This is a genomic window from Halorussus litoreus (genome assembly GCF_003382685.1).
GTDB classification, from domain to species: Archaea; Halobacteriota; Halobacteria; order Halobacteriales; family Haladaptataceae; genus Halorussus; species Halorussus litoreus.
This window is the reverse complement of the sequence record NZ_QLVG01000057.1, coordinates 17,409-36,444: the sequence shown is the minus strand read 5'-3', so window position 1 is coordinate 36,444 and position 19,036 is coordinate 17,409. Positions and strand designations below refer to the sequence as shown.

24 protein-coding genes and 1 tRNA gene are annotated in these 19,036 nt (G+C 66.8%); 12 read left to right on the top strand and 13 right to left on the bottom strand.

Translation table 11 applies throughout. The features are described 5' to 3' along the window. Nucleotides 1-131: 131 nt before the first annotated feature. Nucleotides 132-2,378: an ATP-dependent DNA helicase gene (locus DPQ64_RS16035; RefSeq protein WP_115865320.1), complete on the bottom strand. Its 2,247-nt coding sequence runs from the start codon at nucleotides 2,376-2,378 to the stop codon at nucleotides 132-134. A 98-nt stretch (nucleotides 2,379-2,476) separates the two neighbouring features. Between DPQ64_RS16035 and DPQ64_RS16030 the strand changes: the two genes are divergently transcribed. Continuing rightward, nucleotides 2,477-2,797, top strand: coding sequence for a winged helix-turn-helix domain-containing protein (locus tag DPQ64_RS16030; RefSeq protein WP_232820607.1), 321 nt, complete (start codon nucleotides 2,477-2,479; stop codon nucleotides 2,795-2,797). Here DPQ64_RS16030 and DPQ64_RS16025 read toward each other — a convergent pair whose 3' ends face one another. Then, nucleotides 2,798-3,772 carry a cation diffusion facilitator family transporter gene (locus DPQ64_RS16025; RefSeq protein WP_115865319.1) on the bottom strand — a complete coding sequence of 325 codons (975 nt, stop codon included), beginning with the start codon at nucleotides 3,770-3,772 and terminating at the stop codon, nucleotides 2,798-2,800. 156 nt (nucleotides 3,773-3,928) lie between these two features. Here DPQ64_RS16025 and DPQ64_RS16020 point away from each other — a divergent pair, with 156 nt between their 5' ends. After that, nucleotides 3,929-4,453 (top strand): metallophosphoesterase, encoded by a 525-nt coding sequence (locus tag DPQ64_RS16020; RefSeq protein WP_115865322.1) that lies wholly within the window; start codon nucleotides 3,929-3,931, stop codon nucleotides 4,451-4,453. Between the two features lie 333 nt (nucleotides 4,454-4,786). Here DPQ64_RS16020 and DPQ64_RS16015 read toward each other — a convergent pair whose 3' ends face one another. Continuing rightward, nucleotides 4,787-5,467, bottom strand: coding sequence for an ArsR/SmtB family transcription factor (locus DPQ64_RS16015; protein ID WP_115865318.1), 681 nt, complete (start codon nucleotides 5,465-5,467; stop codon nucleotides 4,787-4,789). A 137-nt stretch (nucleotides 5,468-5,604) separates the two neighbouring features. Here DPQ64_RS16015 and DPQ64_RS19830 point away from each other — a divergent pair, with 137 nt between their 5' ends. Next, a complete protein-coding gene (locus DPQ64_RS19830) occupies nucleotides 5,605-5,739 on the top strand; it encodes a DUF7859 family protein (protein WP_269814489.1) in 135 nt (44 codons plus the stop codon). 47 nt (nucleotides 5,740-5,786) lie between these two features. Here the strand turns inward: DPQ64_RS19830 and DPQ64_RS16010 are convergent, their stop codons facing one another. Beyond that, nucleotides 5,787-6,809: a threonine aldolase family protein gene (locus DPQ64_RS16010; protein ID WP_115865317.1), complete on the bottom strand. Its 1,023-nt coding sequence runs from the start codon at nucleotides 6,807-6,809 to the stop codon at nucleotides 5,787-5,789. Between the two features lie 133 nt (nucleotides 6,810-6,942). On the opposite strand from DPQ64_RS16010, the gene DPQ64_RS16005 reads away from it, so the two are divergent. Both DPQ64_RS16005 and DPQ64_RS18955 read left to right on the top strand, forming a co-directional pair. Continuing rightward, nucleotides 6,943-8,037: an aminopeptidase gene (locus DPQ64_RS16005; RefSeq protein WP_115865316.1), complete on the top strand. Its 1,095-nt coding sequence runs from the start codon at nucleotides 6,943-6,945 to the stop codon at nucleotides 8,035-8,037. 273 nt (nucleotides 8,038-8,310) lie between these two features. Further along, a complete protein-coding gene (locus DPQ64_RS18955; protein WP_157971753.1) occupies nucleotides 8,311-8,460 on the top strand; it encodes a hypothetical protein in 150 nt (49 codons plus the stop codon). 7 nt (nucleotides 8,461-8,467) lie between these two features. Here the strand turns inward: DPQ64_RS18955 and DPQ64_RS18950 are convergent, their stop codons facing one another. From DPQ64_RS18950 to DPQ64_RS18945, 3 genes are all read right to left on the bottom strand, one after another. After that, complete coding sequence (locus DPQ64_RS18950) at nucleotides 8,468-8,641, bottom strand: hypothetical protein (RefSeq protein ID WP_157971752.1); 174 nt, start codon at nucleotides 8,639-8,641, stop codon at nucleotides 8,468-8,470. Nucleotides 8,642-8,856: 215 nt separating this feature from the next. Next, nucleotides 8,857-8,961 (bottom strand) — tRNA-Arg (locus DPQ64_RS16000). Between the two features lie 35 nt (nucleotides 8,962-8,996). Continuing rightward, entirely contained in the window at nucleotides 8,997-9,149 is a 153-nt protein-coding gene (locus DPQ64_RS18945) for a hypothetical protein (RefSeq protein WP_157971751.1), read from the bottom strand. Nucleotides 9,150-9,505: 356 nt separating this feature from the next. On the opposite strand from DPQ64_RS18945, the gene DPQ64_RS15995 reads away from it, so the two are divergent. Beyond that, entirely contained in the window at nucleotides 9,506-10,084 is a 579-nt protein-coding gene (locus DPQ64_RS15995) for an AAA family ATPase (protein ID WP_115865315.1), read from the top strand. A 37-nt stretch (nucleotides 10,085-10,121) separates the two neighbouring features. Beyond that, a complete protein-coding gene (locus tag DPQ64_RS15990; protein ID WP_115865314.1) occupies nucleotides 10,122-10,535 on the top strand; it encodes an RNA-binding domain-containing protein in 414 nt (137 codons plus the stop codon). Between the two features lie 297 nt (nucleotides 10,536-10,832). Here DPQ64_RS15990 and sufU read toward each other — a convergent pair whose 3' ends face one another. The 4 genes from sufU to DPQ64_RS15970 are packed head-to-tail and all read right to left on the bottom strand — an operon-like array spanning nucleotide 10,833 to nucleotide 13,725. Further along, nucleotides 10,833-11,258, bottom strand: a complete 426-nt coding sequence (gene sufU, locus DPQ64_RS15985; RefSeq protein WP_115865313.1) for a Fe-S cluster assembly sulfur transfer protein SufU — start codon at nucleotides 11,256-11,258, stop codon at nucleotides 10,833-10,835. 59 nt (nucleotides 11,259-11,317) lie between these two features. After that, the gene (locus tag DPQ64_RS15980) at nucleotides 11,318-11,764 is read right to left on the bottom strand and encodes a hypothetical protein (protein WP_115865312.1); all 447 of its coding nucleotides are present in this window, start codon (nucleotides 11,762-11,764) and stop codon (nucleotides 11,318-11,320) included. A gap of 32 nt (nucleotides 11,765-11,796) precedes the next feature. Then, nucleotides 11,797-12,441 (bottom strand): HD domain-containing protein, encoded by a 645-nt coding sequence (locus DPQ64_RS15975; RefSeq protein WP_115865311.1) that lies wholly within the window; start codon nucleotides 12,439-12,441, stop codon nucleotides 11,797-11,799. A 39-nt stretch (nucleotides 12,442-12,480) separates the two neighbouring features. After that, on the bottom strand, nucleotides 12,481-13,725 hold the full coding sequence (locus DPQ64_RS15970; protein ID WP_115865310.1) for an aminotransferase class V-fold PLP-dependent enzyme: 1,245 nt from the start codon (nucleotides 13,723-13,725) through the stop codon (nucleotides 12,481-12,483). 265 nt (nucleotides 13,726-13,990) lie between these two features. Here DPQ64_RS15970 and DPQ64_RS15965 point away from each other — a divergent pair, with 265 nt between their 5' ends. Both DPQ64_RS15965 and DPQ64_RS15960 read left to right on the top strand, forming a co-directional pair. Further along, a complete protein-coding gene (locus DPQ64_RS15965; protein WP_115865309.1) occupies nucleotides 13,991-14,752 on the top strand; it encodes an ABC transporter ATP-binding protein in 762 nt (253 codons plus the stop codon). Then, nucleotides 14,745-16,532: a hypothetical protein gene (locus DPQ64_RS15960; protein ID WP_115865308.1), complete on the top strand. Its 1,788-nt coding sequence runs from the start codon at nucleotides 14,745-14,747 to the stop codon at nucleotides 16,530-16,532. The genes DPQ64_RS15965 and DPQ64_RS15960 overlap by 8 nt, the downstream gene beginning before the upstream one ends. Before the next feature lie 124 nt (nucleotides 16,533-16,656). On the opposite strand, the gene DPQ64_RS15955 is transcribed toward DPQ64_RS15960, so the two are convergent. Together DPQ64_RS15955 and DPQ64_RS15950 are read right to left on the bottom strand one after the other, a co-directional pair. Continuing rightward, entirely contained in the window at nucleotides 16,657-16,947 is a 291-nt protein-coding gene (locus DPQ64_RS15955) for a DUF424 domain-containing protein (RefSeq protein ID WP_115865307.1), read from the bottom strand. Nucleotides 16,948-16,989: 42 nt separating this feature from the next. Beyond that, nucleotides 16,990-17,805, bottom strand: coding sequence for a tetratricopeptide repeat protein (locus DPQ64_RS15950; protein WP_115865306.1), 816 nt, complete (start codon nucleotides 17,803-17,805; stop codon nucleotides 16,990-16,992). A gap of 145 nt (nucleotides 17,806-17,950) precedes the next feature. Between DPQ64_RS15950 and thpR the strand changes: the two genes are divergently transcribed. The 3 genes from thpR to DPQ64_RS15935 all read left to right on the top strand — a co-directional run bounded on the left by thpR (nucleotide 17,951) and on the right by DPQ64_RS15935 (nucleotide 19,033). Then, nucleotides 17,951-18,505 carry an RNA 2',3'-cyclic phosphodiesterase gene (thpR, locus tag DPQ64_RS15945; protein ID WP_115865305.1) on the top strand — a complete coding sequence of 185 codons (555 nt, stop codon included), beginning with the start codon at nucleotides 17,951-17,953 and terminating at the stop codon, nucleotides 18,503-18,505. A 97-nt stretch (nucleotides 18,506-18,602) separates the two neighbouring features. Beyond that, on the top strand, nucleotides 18,603-18,755 hold the full coding sequence (locus tag DPQ64_RS15940; protein WP_115865304.1) for a 50S ribosomal protein L39e: 153 nt from the start codon (nucleotides 18,603-18,605) through the stop codon (nucleotides 18,753-18,755). After that, complete coding sequence (locus DPQ64_RS15935) at nucleotides 18,755-19,033, top strand: 50S ribosomal protein L31e (protein WP_115865303.1); 279 nt, start codon at nucleotides 18,755-18,757, stop codon at nucleotides 19,031-19,033. Before DPQ64_RS15940 ends, DPQ64_RS15935 begins: the two co-directional genes overlap by 1 nt. Nucleotides 19,034-19,036: the final 3 nt, after the last annotated feature.

The window sequence follows — 19,036 nt, the reverse complement described above, 5'->3', positions numbered from 1 at the left end:
GGCGGGGCGGTCCGGACCGCGCCGCCGGGCGCGCACTCGACCACGTGGGGTGTCAGTGAGTATTTGGCGCGTCGGCAGGTCGTCACGGTGTCGGAGACTCGTCGGGGTGTCACCGAGTTGTCTGGGAATCGTCACGGCGTCGGCGGGTCGCCCGTCCACGCGTCGTTGTCGGTGAAGAAGTTCAGCATGGCGAACTTCAGCTTCTCGGGCGCGATGTCCAGCATCTCGTCGCGCTCCTCGACGGGGAACGTCTCGCGGACGCTGTACTTGCCCATCTCGCGTTCGCCCGCCGCCGTGTAGCGCTTGTCCACCAGCACGCGGACGCCGAAGTCCTCGGGCGAGCGGATGACACGGCCGAGCGCCTGTCTGGTCTTCCGGATGGTCGGGATCTCGACGGCGTACTCCCAGCCCGAGTCGCGTCCGGACCGGTCGGCGAACGCCCGGTCGTAGGCGTCCTGGACCGCGTCCATCCGGTCGTCGAGGTGCGGGTAGGGCACCCCGACCACGACCACCGTCCGGGCGTCGTCGCCGTCGAAGCTGACGCCCTCGGCCAGCGTGGCCCACAGCGAGGTGAACATCGCGGCGTTCTCGTCGGCCACGAACTGCTGGCGGCGCTCCTCGACCGAGATGCCCGGCTCGTCACGGTAGAGGTTGGCGTCGAGGCCGCCGGGACCGGTCTCGCGTTCGAGTCGGTCGTAGTAGCGCTCGGCCTCGGCGTAGCTCGGGAAAAAGAGAAGCGTGTTGCCCGCGGTGAACTCCACCGCGTCCCGGAGCACGCCCGCGATGGTCTCCTGGGTCTCGGGGTCGTCGCGCTCGCTGGCGAACAGGGCGGGCGACTCGACCGCGAACGTCCGGCGGTTCCCCTCGGGGAACTGGAGGCCGTACGCCAACTCGACCGGCTCTTCGAGCCCGAGCACGTCGCCGATGACGTCGAAGGGTCGGAGCGTCGCGCTCATCAGCACCGTGGCGTACACCTCCGAGAACAACTCCTCGGTCACCTCCCGCGGGATGCAGGTGTACAGTTCGGCCCGGCCGTACACCTCGTCGGTGGCCTCGTCGCGCCGGACCGACACCACGGGGTACTGGCCGAGTTCCGTGCTCTCGTCCATGAAATCCTGGACGAACGTCGCGGCCTGGAGGGTCTGACACTCCTCGCGCGTGGTCGTCTCGCCGTTCTTGTACGCCTCCTCGTACTCCTCGTCGAGTTCGCGGCCGAGGTGGACCGCCAGATCGAGTTCGGTGTCGATGCCCTTCCCGGTGTACTCTTGGAGGAACGCGAGCGTGAGGTCGTCTCGCCTGCCCTCGTTGGTGATCGACACGTCCTCCCAGTTGTCGCCGACCGCCTCGCGGTCGACTCGCGGCCGTTGCCCGCTCGAACTGGCCGAGGCGCGTCGCGCCTCGCTCCCGACCCCGAAACTCTCCTCGTAGGTCGATTCGAGCGCACGCCGGAACGCCGCGATGACGTTGAACGCGGGCTCGCTCCGGGCGTCGTCGCTGTCCTGTAGCTCGTCGAGCGCGGAGTCGAGCGTGTTCTCGGTCAGGGTGCGGGTGGCGTGCTCGCGGGCGGTGTCCTCGACGTTGTGGGCCTCGTCGAAGATGGTGATCACGTCCTCGGGTTCGCGACCGAGCCACCGGAAGAACTGTTCGCGGATCATCGGGTCGAGCAGATGGTGGTAGTTACACACCACCAGATCGACGCCCTCCATCCCGTCCTTCAGAAGCTCGTACCCGCAGAGCTGCTGTTGCTCGGCGTACTCGTAGATGTCGTCGGGCGTGCGCACGTCGTCGTACAGCCACGAGTAAAAGTCGTCGTTGTCGCCGACGAGGTTGTTGTAGTAGTACTCGCAGGTGTTCTGCTCGTCGAGCCCCTCGACACGCTCCTCGACGACCTCCAGTTCGTCCATCACGGTGCTGCGGGCGTCGGCGGCCTGTTCGTCGCCGTCCTGGGCCTGCTCCAGTAGCTCCCGCTGGCGCTCCTCCAGTTCCGCTTTGTCGCGCTCAGCGTCGACGACCTCGTAGGTGTTGTCCCGGAGTACCTGACACTCCTCGAACCCCACGTCGATGTGGCACATCGACCCCTTCCCCCGGAAGACGGCCGCGCGGATCGGCTCTTCCTTCGTGATGGCTCGCGCCTCTGCGACGAACTGGCGCATCTGCTGGTGGACGTTGGTCGTGATGACGACCGTCTTGTCCTCCTCGCGGGCGTACTCCAGCGCGGGCACGAGCGACGACAGCGTCTTGCCCGTGCCGCAGGCCCCCTCGAAGAGCACGTCTTGGCCCCGCGCGAAGGCGTTGTAGATACGGTCCATCGCCTCGCGCTGGTTGTTGTACGGCTCCTCGTAGGGGAAAAAACGCGTGTAGCCGTTCGTCTCTGCCACGGCAGGGGTTTGCTCGGCTTCGGGTTTAAACTCTCGCTCTGGAGTGGAAGTGTCGGATTAGCAGAAAGCACTTCCTAACGTGCCCTGACGAACCGTTCGTGGCCACGAACGCCTACGCCGAAGATAGCCCCTTCATGGCCCTTTTCGGCCAGCCAGCACGGACCAAAATCCTCGCCGCGTTCGTGAGCGAGCGCGGACGCGACCTGAACGTGAGCTACGTCGCCAAGCTCGCGGGTGTCGCCAGAAGTACGGTGTACGACCACCTCGACGAGTTGCGGGAACTCGGTGTCATCGAGCACACCCGCGACGTTGGCGGAAGCCCGATGTACCAACTCAACGAGGACAGCGAAGTCGCGGCGGAACTCGTTCGGCTGGAGGGCGTGACGCTGAATCGGCTCTTCGAGATGGACGAGCAGTAGCTACTCCGTCGCCTCCCGCCTGCTCGCTCGCCGCGTCTCTGGTTCGACGTACACCTTGTTCACGCTCGAATTCGCCTCCTTTACGGCGTCCTCGATGGCGGTGATCCGCTCGTCCATCTCGGCGGTGTCGAGGCCGTCGTCGAACGCCACGTCTGCGGTCAGAAGCACGTCCTCCGGGCCGAAGTAGACCGTTCGCAAGCCGACGATCCTGCTGACGCCGTCCCAGCCTTCGATTATGTCTCGGATCTCGCGCTCTTCGTCCTTCGGGAGGCTCTCGCCGATGAGGAGGCGCTTGTTCTCCCACGCTAGCGCGATTGCGAAGCCCATCAGCATGATGCCGATGAGCAGCGCGGAGACGGCGTCGTAGATGTAGTTGCCCGTGACCTGTTCGAGGTACACCCCGAACAGCGCGATGCCCGCGCCCGTCATCGCGATGGTGTCTTCGGTGAACGCAGTCAGGGTCGTCACGTTGCTCGTCTTCTGGAACGCTTCACGGAGCCCGCTCCAGTCGTGCTGCTCGATATCGGCCTGCATCCCGGCGTAGGCCTTCTTCAGGGCGTAGGCCTCGAACGCGATGGCCCCGAGAAGCACGGCGTAGTTGACCCAGACGGAGGGGAACGTGTAGCCCAACAGCGTGGCGGGGTTGCCACCGCCGGCGTGGCCGGGGTGCATTATCGCGTCGTAGCCGTGCTTTGCGCTCTCCCAGCCCGCGATGCCGAACAGCAGGACGCTCACGAGGAAGCTGTAGAAGAACTCGGCCTTTCCATAGCCGAAGGGGTGCCCCCGACTGGCGTCCCGGTTGCTGTACCGGATGCCGATGAGCAGGAACACCTGATTGCCCGTGTCCGAGATGGAGTGGTACGTCTCCGACAGCATCGCCGCGCTCCCGGTCAGCAGGAACCCGGCGAACTTCAGGATCGCTATCGCACCGTTCGCGATGAGCGCGGCAATCACGACAGACTTGCTTTCCGCCATTACCTCGCCATTCTCTCCCGCCGAACAAGAAAGTGGTTGCAGACGGCCGCGCGGACGCTGGTTTGCGAGGACGAGGACGCTGGGTTCCGCGGAGTCGAGGTCCCGGCCCACGCCGAGAGGAAAACGCTCAGTATCCGGCCCCGCGTACTCGAAGACGTGATAACCGTCCTCTCGGACACCCACAGCACGTCCGGCCACGAACTCGCGGGTCGCACACGCGAGGCCGTCGAGGAAGCATCGGTCGTCGTCCACGCCGGGGACTTCACCACCGGGGACGCGCTCGACGCGTTCCAGTCGGTCAGCGACCGGCTGTACGCCGTCCACGGCAACAACGCGACGCCCGAGGTCCAGAATCGACTGCCGCCAGAGCGAACGGTCGAGGTCGCGGGCGCCCGGTTCGTCCTGACCCACGGCGACGACCGTGGCGCGACCGGCCTATCGTTGCTCGGCCGTCAGGAGGCCGCCGACGTGGTGGTGTTCGGCCACTCGCACCGCCACGCGGTCTCGCAGGGCGAAGACGTCCTCCTGCTCAACCCCGGCAGTCACGCCGACCCTCGCGGGGGCGTCCCCACCCACGCGGAGCTCCGTCCGACCGAAGACGATGGGGATTCCGACGCGAGGCTCGCGGGCGAGATACGCCACCGCGACGGGTCGGTGCTGGAGGAGTTCGTCGTCAAGTAACCATCCCGGACGACGGACGACACTGGCGAGGCGTGTGAGAACTACCGCGGAGAATCCGACATGGTGTGCCGCCCCGATGCGAGGCCGTGGGAGGCCGATTCGGAGGTGTGGTGCGGGGCTTCGGGTCGAGACTGATGCGAGGCAGGTCGACCGACAGGGGAGGGCCGAAGCGGGGCGGTACACCTCTTCGTACACTCCGGCGTATCAAATAGCTCCCGTAAGCTCAAAGACGCGTTTTAGCTTTCGGCGGAGAGGACCGTTTTCGAGCGTTCGAGCGCCTGACGTGCCGTTCGGAAGGGTCAATTTCCTCCATTCCTTCCGGCGATTTCCGCATCAGCTCTCACGATTCTCGTCGTCCGTTCTGCGGTTCGCGTAGTACCACCACGCGAATCCGAGCGCGAGGACGAGCGCGCCCCCGGCGAAGAAGAGGACGCCCGGCGGGACGGCGTTGCCGGCGGCCGCGGCTCCCTCCTGAACTGCGTCCGCGGAGTGGAGCGTCGGCTCGCCGCCGTCGGTGGTCGTCTCGGCCCCGCCAGCTCCGCCGAACAGCCCGCCCTCGAACAGCGCGGCGACCCCGTCGCCGAACGCCTCCTGTATCGCGACGCTCAACAGTCCGAGCGCACCGAACGACCCGACCAGCCGCGAGAGGGCGGCCTTCAGGCCGGCGGTCTCCTCGTCCTCGCCGGCGAAGACGACGAGCGGTCGGTCGGCGGGCGCGTACACCGTCATCTCGCGGCCCTTCTCGGAGTACACCGTGTCCACGGCCTCGATGATCTCGGCGTCTTCGAGCTTGCCGAGGTGGTACTGGGCGTTCTGGAGCGAGGTGTCGACCGCCTCGGCGAGTTCGGAGGGCGTCGCGGGCTCGTCGTGGAGGACGGCCAGCAGCTCGCGGGCGGTCCGCGGCGAGAGCGCGGCCAGCAGGTCGTCGGCGTCGTCGCTGTCGACCCCGATGACCCGCGGTTCGGCGGACTCGGCGGCCGACGCGTCCGAGGTGGAGGGCAGGAGGTCAGCCATGCGTCGGGGTTCTCGTCGTCCCGTCTTGAACGTTGTTACCGCTGGAGGACCGTCGCTACCGCTGGCGCGGAGTACCGTGTCGTTCCTCCGGAGCGCGCGTCGAAACGAATTTGTTCGGGCGACTGAATGAATCGCGTATGGAGTTCATCTACAACAACCCCCTCGTCGTCGGCTTCGTCGTGCTCCTCCTCGGGTTCGTGCTGTTCATGTACCTGTTCATCCGCCGGACCATCACGGGCTTCCGCGAGGGGATGGACAACGGTCGGCGGTAGCCGACACCCCGAGAACGCGCTACTCTTCGAAAACCACGGCGAGCGCGCTACTCCCCGACTGCTTGTGCGACGCGCTCGGCCGCGGTCTCGACGGCCTCGCGGTCCACGTCCCAGTGCGTGCAGAAGCGCACGACGTGGATGCCGAACTGGACGCCGGCTACCCCCGCATCCTCGCAGGCGGCGAGGAACTCCTCGGCGGTCAGGCCCGTGCCCTCGGTGTTCACGAGGACGATGTTCGTCTCCGGATCCTGCACGTCGAGGGCCTCGACGGTCGCCAGTCGCTCGGCGAGCACCCGGGCGTTCTCGTGGTCCTCCGCGAGCCTGTCGACGTTCTCCAGCGCCTCCATCCCGGGCGCGGCGATGACTCCTGCTTGGCGCATCCCGCCGCCGAACAGCTTCCGGTTGCGCCGCGCTCGGGCGATGAACTCCTCGCTGCCGGCCAGCATCGAACCGACCGGCGCGCCCAGTCCCTTCGAGAGACAGAACATCACCGAGTCGACGTTCTCGGTGATGCGCGACGGAGCCACGTCGAGCGCGACCGCGGCGTTGCACACTCGCGCGCCGTCGAGGTGGACCGGGACACCGTGGTCGTGGGCGGCCTCGGCCGCGGCGTCGATCTTCTCCGGCGCGACGGCGATTCCGCCCTTGCTGTTGTGCGTGTTTTCGAGGGTCAGCAGCCCGGTCCCCGGCCGGTGGGCGTCCTCCTCGACGTAGCCCTCGCGGACCTGCTCGGGCGTCGGAATCCCGCGCTCGCCCCCGTCGAGCGTCCGGAGCTGGAGCCCCGAGAGCTGGGCCATCCCGCCGAGTTCGTACTTGACGACGTGGCTCTCGCGCTCGCTCAGCACCTCCTGACCGCGCTCGGTGTGGGTCCGCACCGCGACCTGATTGCCCATCGTCCCGGTCGGAACGTAGAGGGCGTCCTCGAAGCCTGCGAGGTCGGCCGCGCGAGCTTCGAGTTCGTTGACCGTCGGGTCCTCGCCGTACACGTCGTCGCCCACGTCGGCGTCGCGGGCCGCCTCGCGCATCGCGGCGGCGGGCTTCGTGACCGTGTCGCTCCGCAAGTCTATCATGGCTTCCTCTAGCTCCGGGGACGCCAAATACCCCGCGATGGCGGCGAGCGCGCCACGATGGTTTAGGATAGATTCGACCTGAAAGAGACCAGATACCGAAAGCGGTTTGGCCCTCTCCCTTCCACTCTCCGGCATGGACCCCCGAGTCAGAGAGCACGCCGAGACTATCCTCGACCACTCCACCGAGGTCGAGTCCGGCGACGACGTGGTCGTCAGCGCCCCGTCAGCGGCCGAGGACCTGACCATCGCGCTTTGCGAGGCCGCCGGCGAGCGCGGCGCGAGCCCGTTCCACGTCTCGTTCCGGAAGGACGCGACCCGCGCGGCGTTCCTCGCGGCGACCGACCCCGAGGACCTCGAGACGCCCGGCCACGAACTCGCACTGGCCGAGGCCGCCGACGTGTGGATTCACGTCAAGGCCCACGACAACGTCGCCGACATGAGCGCCGTCCCGAGCGAGACGATGGCGGCGTTCAACAGGGCCCACGAGTCCGTCCGCGAGGAGATCCTCGACACGACGTGGGTACTCACCCAGTACCCCGCGCCGGCCAACGCCCAGAACGCCGAGATGAGCACCGAGGCGTACGAGGAGTTCGTCTGGTCGGCCGTCGGCAAGGACTGGGCGGCCCAGAAGGACCACCAGCAGCGGATGGTCGACATCCTCGACGCGGGCGAAGAGGTCCACATCGTCAGCGGCGACACGACGGACCTCCGACTGTCCATCGCGGGGATGTCCACCATCAACGACCACGCCAAGAACAACCTCCCCGGCGGCGAGGTGTTCACCGCGCCGGTCGCCGACTCGGTGGAGGGCGAAGTCCTGTTCGACAAGCCGGTCGTCCACGACGGCCGCGTTATCGAGGACGCCTTCCTCCGCTTCGAGGGCGGCGAGGTCGTCGAACACGCCGCGAGCAAGAACGAGTCCGTGCTGGCGGACATCCTCGACACCGACGAGGGCGCGCGCCGCCTCGGCGAACTCGGCATCGGGATGAACCGCGACATCGACCGGTTCACCTACAACATGCTATTCGACGAGAAGATGGGCGATACGGTCCACCTCGCGGTGGGACGCGCGTACGACGCGTGCCTGCCCGAGGGCGAGGAGGGCAACCACAGCGCGGTCCACGTCGACATGATCGTGGACATGGCCGACGACTCGTTCATCGAGGTCGACGGCGAAGTCGTCCAGCGCAACGGGACGTTCCGGTTCGAAGACGGATTCGAGGAGTAGCTGGCTCCTCCATTGGGGCACTCTTCGCGCACGATGCCAAGATTATTCCAAGCAATTCTGAGAAACGGGAACGCTCGCTTCCGAGTCAATTCTCCGCGACTCGGACGCGATGGGGTCGAGTTCGCGCCGAACGTGACGGGTTCTGACGCGAACCTCGATGGTCGCCTCGCCGTCCCTCGACAGCACGCCGCGAGCGGGGTCGAAGCCGCCGGGCACCTCGCCCCGCTCGCCTCACCTTGGAATTTAAGTATTTGGGCTACACAGTGATTTTTCGTGACGAAGGTATCGTGTCCCGACTGCGGTCGCAGCATCGCGATGCACGAACTCGAAACGCGGACCGTCGCTCAACGCAACGACTTCCAGACCAACTATCGGTGTCCGTTCTGCCGGTCCGACATCAACGACGTCGGCGAGTTGCTCTGAGGCCTCGCTACCACCAAATTCGGTCGAACAGCGACCCGAGCCACCGACTCAGGAGCGCGGCCCGGGGTCGATGCGGCTCGGCGCGTCGGGCGGGCCAGTCGTCGAGGCTCTCGTGTTCGTCCCGCGCCCAGTCGAGCGTGGCGGTGCTGTAGCGGTACTCGGGGGATGGAGGGCTGGACACGCTCGGGGGTGTCGCAGGTGGGCTGTAAGCTTTCTGTTTCGGTCAACTCGTGAGGACAACTTGCGCCCTGACCGACCGCAGTAAGGAATTGACGGGCACGATGGGATTGTGAACTACGTCGAGACGTTCCGGGATGCTCACTTCGTTGCGCTTCCGGGCCTGCGACTCGTCTAGTTCAAATCCCCTGCGAGCCGTTCACTCCCGTTGGTCGTTCACGGGCACGATGGGATTTGAACCCACGACCGTCGGATGTCTTCCCCCATCGGAGTCACCGACCGGGATAGAAGTCCGACGCTCTTTCCAGACTGAGCTACGTGCCCTCACGGTTCCGTTGGATTCGCTTCAGCAAAAGGTCTTAGGATTCTTGGAGCAGGTTTTCTCCGGGTACTTCCTCGAAGTGGAGGTTCCGTGCGGTCTCGGTGCAGTTCTCCTCGGCTTCGGCAGTAACTAGCCCCGCTGGAGTGACCCCGAGTTGAATAATCGAGGAAGCTAGCTTCTGCTTGAGCATCGGAGGGACTGCACCGTAACCGCCCCGCGACCGCACAGCACCGCGCCTCGTCCTCCCCAGCCTCCTGCGCTTCTCGGTCTCCACTTCGTTCCGACCTGCGATGCTCGTCCACCGGCAGACGGTCCTGCTCGTCGCTTCGCTCCTGCGCGGGCTGCGTCTGCCGAGCCTGCGCTCGCGCTGCTCGCGCAGACCTCGCACGCTAGGGCGCGGCGCGTGACTGCGCCGCGCCCAAACGCGCGCCGGGATGGAAAGTCACCCTTGCGAGACACTGCTGGAAACTCCGCCGTCTCCGACGCGGTAGCCGACGCCCGTCCAGAACACAGCGCTTAAGCGCACTTCGCCAGTATCACAACTCGATGAAGGTTATCGGAACCGTGGGGCTGCCGGGCAGCGGCAAGAGCGAGGCCGCCGCGGTTGCCGAGGAGCTCGACATTCCCGTCGTGACGATGGGCGACGTGATCCGTCAGGAGTGTCGGGACCGCGGCCTCGACCCGGCCGAGCACCACGGCGAGATCGCGGCCGCGCTCCGCGAGGAGAACGGCCCGGACGCCATCGCCCAGCGCTCGCTGCCGATCATCGAGGACGCGCTGGCGGACTCGGACACCGTGCTCGTGGACGGCATCCGGGCGGGCGTCGAGGTCGAGCGCTTCGAGGAGGCGTTCGGCGACGCGTTCGCGCTGGTCAGCATCGAGGCCCCGTTCGAGACCCGGGTCGAGCGCGTGACTGCGCGCGGCCGGGACAACACCGACGACGGCGAGTCGCTGCGCGAGCGCGACGAGCGCGAGCGAGGGTTCGGCATGGACGAGGCCATCGCCCGCGCGGACGTGACCGTCGAGAACACCGGCTCGCTGGAGTCGTTCCACGCGAAGATGCGCACGCTGTTCACCGACGGCATCGAGGCGCTCGAACGCGAGTGCACCGCGAGCGAGGCGTGACCGTCGTCGAGCGGAACCCGAGATTTACAGATAACTCATGATCTACAGCATCGACGTTCAGATCACCGCGCCAGTTCAGGACACCGAGATCGCCGACAGGGTCGCGACCGCCATCGAGAACGTCTTCCCCAGCGCGGAGCCCGAACAGCGCCACGGCGAGGTCGTCGCCGAGGTCCACTCGCTCGACCACTTCTCGGAGCTGCTCCACCGACAGGAGATCCTCGACACCGCGCGCGGGGAGTTCTTCGGCTCCCGCCGGGGCGACAGCTTCGCGTTCGACCTGAAGAAGCAGGCCGCCTTCGAGGACGTGGTCAACTTCGCGGTGGGCGATCCCAGCGAACTCGGCGACATCCACGTCCGCGTCCGCGTCGAGGAACCGGACGTCGAGGCGTTCATCGACCACGTCGCTCCGCCGACCGAGGACGGCAGACCCGTCACGGACGACAGGTAACGAGCAACCGAACTCGTTCTCGAACGTTAGTTGTCAGTTGCACACTACGTGATACTCGCCCCCGCACGCGCTGGTTTTTCTTCCACCTCGGCGCGCGCTGCTCGCCGGTTGCACCGGAAGAGCGAATCTCTTCCGAGCCGTGGCTCGCGTTGCTCGCCAAGACACCGCTCGCTCGTCGCGGCGCTTCGCGCCGCGCACTGCTCGCGCGTCCCGGAGCTCTAGAAATCAGTCTGCGATTCACATCTCGGTGTGCGATTCGTATTCGAGGCAGTGTCGAACGCCGGAATCGAGAAAACCCTACTCGTCGTCTTCGGTCGTCGTCTTGTCGAGGTCTGCCTCGCCCTCGTAGATCTTCGCGCCGTCTTGGACCACCTTCTCGGCGAGCACCGCGCACTTGATCCGCATCGGGCTGATGTCCACCCCGAGCATGTCGACCACGTCGTCGCGGTCGAGTTCCTGCATCTCCACGACGGTCATGCCTTGAAGCTTGCCGGTCAGCATGCTCGCGCTGGCCTGACTGATGGCGCAGCCGTCGCCGCGGAACGCGACGCGCTCGATGACCTCCTCGTCGTCGTCGAGTTCCACGTCGATCCGGATCTCGTCGCCACACATCGGGTTCTCGCCAGCGTGAGTGTAGGTCGGCTCCTCGATCTCCCCGCAGTTGCGGGGGTTCTTGTAGTGGTCGAGGATCTGCTGGCGATACATGTCCGAGCCCATGCTCATATTAGCAGAACGTAGGCGAGTATGGCGTAAAAGGATTGCGCAGGCGCGGTTTCGCCGCCTCAGACCACGTAGCCGATGATCGCCGCGTTCAGGACGAGCAGGGTGGCGACCAGCGCGTTCGTCCGGAACGCCATCTTCAGCCGGGTCGGGAGTTCGCTGATGCCCGCCTCGCGAGCGCCCTTCGTCTCGCGCCACGCCCAGAGGCTCGTCAGCGCGAACACGCCGTAGAGAGTCATCATCGCGATGAGGGCCGTGCCGCGCGTGCCCTCCGGCAGGTCGTTCTCGTAGAGGTACCACAGCGCCGCGCCGCCCGAGGCCCCCATCACGACGATGCCGCCGAACGCGAACCACTTGAGCGAGTCGAGCACGTCGAGCGCGAACTCGGTCGCGTCGTTGCGCTCGGCCGCCGGGACGACGAGCATCCCGGTGACGAGGTAGCCGCCGGTCCAGAGCACCGCCATGAGCGTGTGGACGCCCATCACGGACGCGATAGTCCAGTTGACCATGTGCGAGCGATGTGACGGAACCGCCTCGCATATCACATCTCGCCCGCGACCTCGCGCTCGAACCGGTCGAGGAAGGAGACGACGTACTCGCGGCGCTCCTCGGCCATCTCCCGGCCCGCGTCGGTGTACGTCCGGTCGGGAAGCGAGAGGATCTTCTCGTGGAAGTGGTTGAACTGGGTCGCGCCGCCCGGCGCGTCGTCCTCGGCCGGCGGGAGGTCGGGGTCGTGCAACGGTTGCCCGAGCTCGCCACCGTAGGCGAAACACCGGGCGATACCGACCGCGCCGAGCGCGTCGAGGTTGTCCGCGTCCGAGAGGAGTTTTGCCTCCAGCGTCTCGGGCTCGACGTCGTTCGAGTAGCGGTGGGCCCGAACACAGTGCTGGACCGCCTCGACGGTCGCCTCGTCCGCACCGAGGTCCGACAGGATTCGACCCGCCTCGGTCGCGCCCCACTCGGCGTGATCCTCGATCTCGCCGCGGTCCTCCTTCGAGCGACCGACGTCGTGGAGCCAGACCGCCGCGAACAGGACGTCTTCGTCGAGGGTTTCTGCATCGCTCGCTTCACGCTCCTCGACGAGCGTCTCGGCCAATCGGGCGACGCGCTGGACGTGATGCCAGTCGTGGGCGGGTGACGTTCCCTCGAAGTAGCTGCTGGCGCGCTCGCGGACCTCGTCTCGCATACTACCGGGGACGAAGACGGTTCGGAAAAAGCGTCGGGGTTACGCGAACAGTTCCCGAGCAGAATCGACGCCCTCCAGCAGCGCGTCGATCTCGTCGGTCGTGTTGTACACGTAGAACGACGCCCGCGCGGACGCCGCCACGCCGAGTTCGTCGTGGAGCGGCTGGGTGCAGTGGTCGCCCGCGCGGATGGCGACCGCATGGTCGTTCAGGATGGACGTGAGGTCGTGAGCGTGGACCTCGTCGAGGTTGAACGAGACGAGGCCGCCGCGGTCCTCGGCCCTCGTCGGACCGTAGATCTCGATGTCGTCGAACTCGCTCATCCGGTCGAGCGCGTAGCCCGCGAGACGCTCCTCGTGGCGGCGAATATTCTCCATGCCCAGATCTTCGAGGTACTCGACCGCCGCGGCGAGGCCGACGCCCTGCGCGATGACGGGCGTCCCGGCCTCGAACTTCCACGGCACGTCGTGCCACGTGGTCTCCTCGAAGGTGACCTTCCGGATCATGCCGCCGCCGTACTGGAACGGCTCCATCTCGTCGAGGAGGTCGGCCTTGCCGTAGAGGCCGCCGATGCCGGTCGGCCCGAGCATCTTGTGGCCCGAGAAGGCGTAGAAGTCGGCGTCGATCTCCTTCACGTCCACCGGCTGGTTCGGGACCGCCTGCGCGCCGTCCACGAAGATGTAGGCGTCGTGGTCGTGAGCGAGGTCCGCGAGGTCGGCGACCGGGTTGACGGTCCCGAGCGTGTTCGAGACGTGGAGCACGCTGACCATCTCGGTGTCGTCGGTGATCAGCTCCGCCGCGGCGTCCATGTCGAGGTACCCCTCGTCGGTGACCGGGATGTACTTCACGTCCGCGCCGGTCCGCTCGCCGATCTGCTGCCACGTCACCAGCGAGGCGTGGTGTTCCATCTGGCTCAGGACGATCTCGTCGCCCGGCCCGAGTTCGCGCAGTCCCCACGCGTACGCCACCAGATTCTCTGCCTCGGTGGTGTTCTTGGTGAACACCATCTCCTCGCGGCCGTCCGCGCCGACGAACTCCGCCACCGTGTCGTGGGCCTCCTCGTAGGCGATGGAGGCTTCCTGACTCAACTGGTGGATGCCGCGGTGGACGTTCGCATTCGACGTCCGGTAGTAGTCCGCGATAGCGTCGACGACCGGGTCGGGCGTCTGGGTCGTCGCGCCGTTGTCGAGGTAGACGAGCCGCTCGCCGTCGAACTCCCGCTGGAGGATGGGGAAGTCCTCGCGTACCCGCTCGACGTCGAGAGCGTCGGATTGCTGAAGTCCCATTGCGTAGAGATACGGTTTCGAGAAAGAACATTCCTTCGGTCGCGGCGGAGAGCCGTAACTGGAACCGATTTCGTTGCGCGACGGCGGACGACGGTAACCGCCCGCAACGACGACTGACCGGTCCCGCCGACTCGACCGCCCACCGGGAGTACCGTCCCTGCCGTGAGAAACACACCGGCACCCTGAAACCGGACGACGGAACTCCTCCTTTTGATCGAAATACTAAAGGGGCGTTAGATTCATCAGATATCTATAATAACTGGGGATGACCGCAATAGATACAACCGGACTGACGAAACGGTACGGTGAGACGCTCGCAGTGGACGGTCTGGACCTCTCTATCTCCGAGGGGGTCGTCTACGGGTTCCTCGGCCCGAACGGTGCGGGGAAGACGACGACGATGCGAATGCTCACCGGGCTCACTCGTCCCACCAGCGGAACCGGTTCCGTGGCTGGCGTCGCCATCACGGATCGCGACGCCCTCCGTCCACACATCGGCTACCTCCCCGAGGAACCGCCGCTGTACGAACAGGCGACCGCCTACGAACAGCTCGAGTACGTCGCGGGCCTGCGCGACCTGCCGGCCGAACCCACGCGGGCGCGGATCGACGCGCTCCTCGACGACCTCGGCCTCACGGAGGACGCCGGGACGCGGATCGCCGACTACTCGAAGGGGATGCGCCAGAAGGTCGCCTACGTTCAGGCCGTCCTGCACGAGCCCGACGTCGTCTTCCTCGACGAACCCACGTCCGGCCTCGACCCGCGAGCGGCCCGGACGATCCGGGAGATGATCCTCGACCTCGCCGACGCGGGGACGACCGTGCTACTCTCGACGCACATCCTCCCCGTCGTCGAGGAGGTTGCTGACGCGGTCGGTATCCTCTACGAGGGTCGTCTCGTCGCCGAGGACGCCCCTCACGTCCTCACGCAACGCGCCGAAACGGGCGAGACCCAGACCCTCGAAGACGTGTTCCTCGAGTTGACGGGGACGGAGTCCGCGCCAGACGCGGAGGCGAGCGATGGCTGAACCGGGGTGGGCGCGCCACGCTCTCAGCATCGGCGTCTTCGAGTTCCGACGGTCCGTGCGAGCGATCTGGCGGGACAAAGCCCGATTCGGACTCACGGCGCTCGGCGTAGCGATCCCGTCGCTGATGGTGACCGCCTTCGCCGTCGTGTTCGCCGACGCGATACGCGGCGTCGAATCGCTCCCGGTAAGCCAGATCCGAGGAACGGTCGCGCTCTTCTGGCTGTTCGCGGTGTTCCTCGTCGGCCAGCGCGTCGTCTCGGCGCGAACGCGCATCGAGGCCGAACCGCTCGTGTTGACGACCGTCTCGGCGCGGACGACCGCCGGCGGACTGCTTCTCGCGGAGATACTGCGCGTCCTCGCCTACGTGGGTCTGCCGGTCCTCGTCCTGACGGGGGTCGGCGTCTTCCTCTTCGGTTCGCTCGCCAGTCTCGTCCTGATTCCGGCGGCTGCGGTGCTCTTCACGGCGACAGCAGTCGTCGCGGGGTCGGGGTTGGGCTACGCGGTGGCGTGGGTCGTCGCGACCTCCCGGTTCGTCGCTCGGCACAAGACGGTGCTGGGCTCGCTCGCCTCGCTCCTCGTGATGGGTGGGTACTTCCTCTTCTTCTTCCCCGAAATCGGCGGGGTGAGTCAGACGTCGCTCGCGTGGCTCCCGGTCGGATGGTTCGCCGATCTCGGGACTCTCGGAACGGGGCTGATGGCGTCGTCGCTGCGGGCAGTCGGCGTCCTCGTCGTGAGTGGCGTGCTCCTGCTCGCTGGCGGTGCTCTCGTCGAACGCGAGACCGTCGCGCTCTGGTTTACGGACCCCGTGAGCGTCGAGTCGGGAGGTGCAGTCCGAGACCGTGTAGGACAGGTGGGAGGCCAGTCCGAGAGCGAGGATTACCCGACACGAATTCGGAACGACGCGCTCGCTGCCGCAGTGAAGCCGCTGGCCGTGCCCGGGTTCGTTCCGGCGCCGGCCCGACGCGTCGCGGAGTGGGTGATCCTGCGGACGCGGCGGGATCCGAACCGATTGACGTTCCTCCTGATACCCGTGTTCGCAGTCGGAAGCCCGCTCGTCAGCACCGGGCTTCAGTCCGGCGCGCCGTTCGCGCTTCTCGCGCCCGTCAGTGCCGTCGTGCTGCCGTGGCTCGCCGGGTCGCTGTTCGCTCTCAACCCACTCGGAGACGAGGGTGCAGTACTGCCCGTGACGCTCACGGCCGTCTCGGGAACGCAGTACGTCCGCGGGCTGATGGTTCCCGGCCTGCTCTTCGGGACACCAGTGGTCGCGGTCGTAACCGGTGTCGTCGGGGGACTCTCTCTGTACCCGCCCGCCGAGGTAGCGGGACTGGTCGGTCTCGGCGCGTACCTGACGTGCGTCGCGGTCGCGATCACGCCCGCCATCGGGATGGCGCTGCCGCGGTTCAGCGCCATCAGCGTGGGCCAGAGTCGGAACGTACTTCCACCGCGACTCCTCGCGGTCGCGGTCCACGCCGCACTGACTGTCCTGCCAGGGGCGTTGCTGGCCGCACTCGTCGTCGCCCCAGGCGGTGCGCGCGCGGTCCTCGCCGGACTGTTCGGATTCGTTCCCGCGATACTGTTGGAACTACTCGTTGGCTCGAACGGTGGGGCGCTGGTCGGGGTCGCCGAGGCGTTCCGTGGCGTCGGCGAGAGCGTGCAGGGAATCGGTCTCGACCAGTTGCGAGTCGTGGGTGGCGGGGCAGTACTGCTCGGCGGCGTCCTCGTCTCGGTTCTGCTCTACCGGAACGCCGTCAGTCGATTCGAGCGGTACTCGCCACCGTGACAGTCCGGGGGAGTTCTCCCGTGGCAGCAAAATACCATCCGCGTCCCGGGTCCACAACTCCTCTCGGGACCGACGGTTCCGACGGAACGGACCGAACTCACAGTCCCGGCGGGGCCGGCTGAACTCACATCCGGAGGTACTGCGCGTGACGGGTCGACGCCACGTCGAGGACGCACTCCTCGTCGACGAACCCCTCCTCGATGGCGAGTTCGACCGCCTCGGTGCCGACGATGTTGGCGACCGACGCGCGGGCCAGACTGGCCACGACGGTCTCCTCGTCGACCGACTCGCCGCCGTAGAACTCCTCGGTCACGGTGAGCGAGACGCCGTCGTCCTCGAACGTCTCGCCGAGTACGTCGTCGTCACAGACCGCCACGAGCAGCCCCTCGTCGGTGTCGCGCTCGGTGAGTATCATCGGTCGCGCTCCTTGCGGGTCATCGGTCGCGCTCCTCGCGGGTCATCTGCCCTCTCGCTCGCGGGTCTCCTGCTCGCGCTGGATGAGTTCCTCCTCGGCCTCTTGGCGGAGCTCTTCGGCCTCCTCGGCGACCTCCTCGGCCTCGTCGTACTCGCCGAGTTCCTCGAGCGCGCGGGCCTTCTCGTCGAGCACCTGCGAGTTGCGCATCCCGAGCCGGATAGCGTTCTCGAGGCTGTTCAGCGCGTCCTCGGCGAGGCCGCGTTCGAGTAGGAAGAACCCCCGGTTGAACCACGCCTCGGCGAACCGCTCGTCGATCTCGACCGCGCGCTCGGCGTGTTCGAGCGCCTGCTCGCTCCGGCCGGACTCCCAGAGCGCGTACGCCAGATTCGTGTGGGCGGTCGCGGCGTGCTCGCTGGCCTGCGCGCGCTCGTCGCTCGCGCTCGACTCGCTCCGGGCTTCACCGATCTCGTCGACGTTGATGGCCTCGCGGTACGCGCCGATGGCGGCGTCCCACTCGTCGAGTTCGGCGTGGGCCGCGCCCTTGTTGGTCCACGCCTCCTGTTCGAGGTCGCTCCCGTCGGCGGCGTACCGGGCCGCGCGCTCGAACGTGTCGGCAGCCTGTTCGTATCGGTTGATAGCCATGTAGTTCAGCCCCACGTCGATCAACTGCTCGACGTCCACCTCGTCGTCGGACAACTGCTGGTCGTCGAGCAGGTCGGTGACGACTCGGGAGTCCACCGGGTCGACCTTCTCGGGGTCCACGTCGAGTTCCGGCGGGTCGAGGTCGAACTCCTCGTACGGGTCGCCGAAGCCCTCGCCCTCGGAGAACTCGTGGTCGTCGTCCTGCGGGTCGGTCATGTAGCACGTGATTGGGATTCAGCGGTGTTAAGGGCTACGTCATAGCGGTTCGAGAGCGGAGCCGATTTTTCGGCGACGCCTCCAACTCTGCCTGCTCGGCCGACCACCCACCTTCAAGCCCGCGTGCGACCAAATCCCCGAACGAATGAGACTCTTCGTCAGCGTCGATCTCCCCGACGAGTTCGCGGCCCAAATCGAGCAGGTCCAGGACCACTTCGCGGACGCGCCGGGGCTCGACTTCACCGACCCAGAGCAAGCCCACGTCACGCTCAAGTTCCTCGGCGACGTGAACCAGGGCGAGCTCCCCCGGGTGAAGAACGCTGTCCGGCGGGCGGTTTCCGACGCTGGGGTCGAGCCCTTCGAGGCCACTTTCGAGGGGCTGGGCGTCTTCCCCGACATCAGCTACATCAAGGTGCTCTGGCTCGGCGTGAGCGACGGCGGCGAGGAGCTGACCAGCCTCCACGAGGCCATCGAGCGCGAGGTGACTCGGCTCGGCTTCGATTCCGAGGAGCACGAGTTCACCCCGCACGTCACCCTCGCGCGTATGGACCACGCGGGCGGCAAGGAGCTGGTGCAGGACACCGTCGAGGAGCGGGACCCGACCGTCGGCACGGCCGAGGTGACCGAGGTCCGACTGACCGAGAGCGTCCTGACAGAGGCGGGTCCCGACTACTCGACCGTCGAATCGTTCGAGCTGTGAGGCGGCGAACCGTTCGAACTGTAGCGCGAACCCCCATCGACCGCCGGAGGGCCAAAGCAACACGATTTTAAGCGACGGCGGGGAACAACGTGGTACCATGAGTAAGAAGTCCAAATCGAAGAAAAAGCGCCTGTCCAAGCTCGACCGCCAGAACAGCCGCGTCCCCGCGTGGGTCATCATGAAGACCGACCGCGACGTGATGCAGAACCCCAAGCGCCGTAACTGGCGGCGACAGGACACCGACGAATAATGAGCGCCAACGACTTCGAGGAGCGGGTCGTCACCGTACCGCTCCGGGACGTCAGAGCAGCGCCGAAGCACGAGCGCGCCGACAAGGCGATGACGCTGGTCCGCGGGCACCTCGCCAAGCACTTCAAGGTCGACGAGAGCGAGGTCCGCCTCGACCCCTCGATCAACGAGGAGGTCTGGTCGCAGGGCCGCAAGAAGCCCCCGAGCAAGCTTCGCGTCCGCGCCGCCCGCTTCGAGGAAGAGGGCGAGACCATCGTCGAAGCGGAACACGCAGAGTAGAGC